2 protein-coding genes are annotated in these 2621 nt (G+C 30.0%); one reads left to right on the top strand and one right to left on the bottom strand.

Annotated features, from left to right (window positions below; translation table 11 throughout):
* Positions 1-106: 106 nt before the first annotated feature.
* Positions 107-1030 carry a S8 family peptidase gene (locus C9J34_RS20650; protein ID WP_107842052.1) on the bottom strand — a complete coding sequence of 308 codons (924 nt, stop codon included), beginning with the start codon at positions 1028-1030 and terminating at the stop codon, positions 107-109.
* An 868-nt stretch (positions 1031-1898) separates the two neighbouring features.
* Here C9J34_RS20650 and C9J34_RS20645 point away from each other — a divergent pair.
* Positions 1899-2498 (top strand): sigma-70 family RNA polymerase sigma factor, encoded by a 600-nt coding sequence (locus C9J34_RS20645; RefSeq protein WP_107842051.1) that lies wholly within the window; start codon positions 1899-1901, stop codon positions 2496-2498.
* The last annotated feature ends 123 nt before the right edge of the window (positions 2499-2621 follow it).

The following is a 2621-nucleotide window of genomic DNA, read 5'->3' as shown; positions in this document are numbered from 1 at the left end:
GAGTATTCTTGGTTAAATAGAATTTCCCCACCGTTTATATATATATAAAATTGAATTACTTCTATTTTTCCTTTTGAATTCAAATAAAATACCTCCTAAAATAACTCTATTTTAATTGAATAAAACCATTTCCAACTTGATTGATTGAGAAGTTTTCCAATGGAAGAGCATGTGACAAAAAGTAATCATATACATACATAGGAATTAAATGCGGTTCAGAATGATTTACTATTTTTATAATAAGTGCAGCAGCACCAGCAACAAAAGGTGAGGCCATAGATGTTCCAGTTAACTCGACATAATCATTATTTAAATGTGTAGATAAAATATTCTCACCAGGTCCAACGAAATCTAAATTTACATTTGTATTAGAAAATTTTGAAGGTGTTTGTGCTCCAGATATGGAACCAACTTGAATTACTTCCTTGTAAAAACCAGGGTATGAAATTTCTATTGTATCAATATTCCCATCTCCTTCATTACCAGCCGCAGCTACTAATACTATTCCTTTTGAACGAGCGTATTTTATTGCTTTATGCAGTTCTTCATGTCCCTCTTTCCCACCTAATGACATATTAATTATGTTTACCTTTTCCCCATTCGGTCCAATCCAATCAACTGCGTACATAATCCCCTTTACTAAGCTCTCAAAGTTGCCTCTCCCTTTATGATTAATTACTTTCAAAATAAGTAGTTTACTTTTAGGTGCAACCCCTATAACCCCTTTATTATTGTCAATGGCTGCTATTATTCCGGCAACGTGTGTTCCATGTCCCAGATAGTCTTTATATATTTTAGGATTGCCATCATCGTCCTCTGTGAAATTATAGCCATCAATAATATTTAGTTCTAAATTTGGGTGATCTACTTGGACACCACTATCTAAAACAGCAACAATAGATCCTGAGCCTTGGTCTGCCTCTTCCCAGAGTTCTCGAGCTCTAATTTTATCTAAATTGTCGGGAATATTGCTTAGAGCCTTGAACAACTTTGAAACTTTGACCGGTTTTAAAATTATCTCTGTATTCATCAATTTTCATCTCCTTCTATAATATCTAAGTGGTACAAGGAGGAAAATTTTAAATAGAAGAATTGTAATAATTAGTGTTATAAATTAGTAAAAAGTATATATTTTGATTTAATAGGTATAATTTTAAACGATAATCCCCTTTAATTTCCTGATTATTGCCAGGTCAAATTAAAGGGGATAGTAAAGAATTTTGCGATTATTCTGATTGATTATGTAATTAAGGGGGAATTGGAGCCTAATTACTCGCATGAACAAATTGATTTGCGTTTAATTCAAAGAGAATTCCTATTAGAAAAATTTTCAGTGATTTGTAACTTGTATGATACATAAGTGTTGATTGCTAATGTTCATTACATAGGAGCATGCCATTTATGATTGATAAAAGAACCGACATCGCTTCAATTACTGATAGACAAACAATTAGTTTAAGTGACAGACATAAGATTTAATATCATGAGATACTGGACGAATATTTGTAAATAGGACAGTCAATCAGGGGGAAGTTATGTAAACCTTGAAGGAAAAGGACTTCGACAATTTCAAAGACAGCTTAATACTTTTACTAATTTTTCTTTGACTAATGTCATCAAAATAGAGTGCTAAACCTTTAGATAATCAATCATATAAAACCTTCTGTTATCAAGTGTCATACTTCGTTGCAAGCTTCTTCATTAATATAAAATGTTTTAAGAGATTTAGGTAAATGAATCAAATTATCAGCATTGCTGGTTTTTTGGATGCAATATTCAATATTTGCTGCGATTATTATAATCAAAGTATTTATTATACGATAAAAAAATAAAAGGTTTAAAATACCACCTTCCTCTTCACTTACTTTATTAGTATATTACGAGAGGTGGATACATTAATGGTTGATAATTCTAGTTTGAAAATTAAAAAATTACTAAATAATAATAAAGTTTTAGAGAATCCCTTAGTAAAAAGCTTCTTAGAAGATGAAGAGCATTTTACTTTATTCGAGAATGCGATATTGAATCCAACCCAGGAAAATAAAAATAAAGTAGAAGTGATGTTTAAAAGCTATTACGAAAAAATTAGAATAAACTCGTATTTTAAAAATTTGATTAGATACTATGCTATTGATTTTGATAAAAAAATAAGAAGAATAAATAATCGCTATGTTCTTTCTTTAGATAGGCAGATTGGAAAAGATGATGCTGAATCTGAAACTTTTAAAGAATTAATTGAAAATGAAGGTGAAATGAGTTTTGAATCTGAAGAAATCACCTTACGTGATGAAATTAGTAATGAATTACTTTTTCAAGCTTTAGAGGTATTAACCGAAACCCAGTATACAGTTTTAGATTTAATTTACGTAAAAAACTTTACAAGAACGGAGGTTGCAAAGCTAATGAATTCATCTCCGCAAAATATTTCAAATATTCATAAAAAGGCTATTGCAAAATTAAAAAATTGTATTAGGAGTGAGGACATTGAAAAAAGTTGAAACTTGTTATAAGGACATTGAAAATAATTATTTTGAAATTTACAAAAAACATATAAAAAGATCTCTTTCACAAACAGCTTTACAAGAGCGAGATGATTTAGAACCTGTCTCTTATACACATCT

The organism is Metasolibacillus meyeri (assembly GCF_003049505.1).
In the GTDB taxonomy this organism is placed as follows: Bacteria; Bacillota; Bacilli; order Bacillales_A; family Planococcaceae; genus Metasolibacillus; species Metasolibacillus meyeri.
The sequence above is the reverse complement of the archived record's forward strand: the minus strand, read 5'-3'. Positions and strand labels throughout refer to the sequence as shown.

Bases quoted from the DNA above. Each gene is read 5' to 3' on its own strand.
- C9J34_RS20650 (WP_107842052.1), bottom strand. From the start codon at position 1,030: ATGAATACAGAGATAATTTTAAAACCGGTCAAAGTTTCAAAGTTGTTC.
- C9J34_RS20645 (WP_107842051.1), top strand. From the start codon at position 1,899: ATGGTTGATAATTCTAGTTTGAAAATTAAAAAATTACTAAATAATAAT.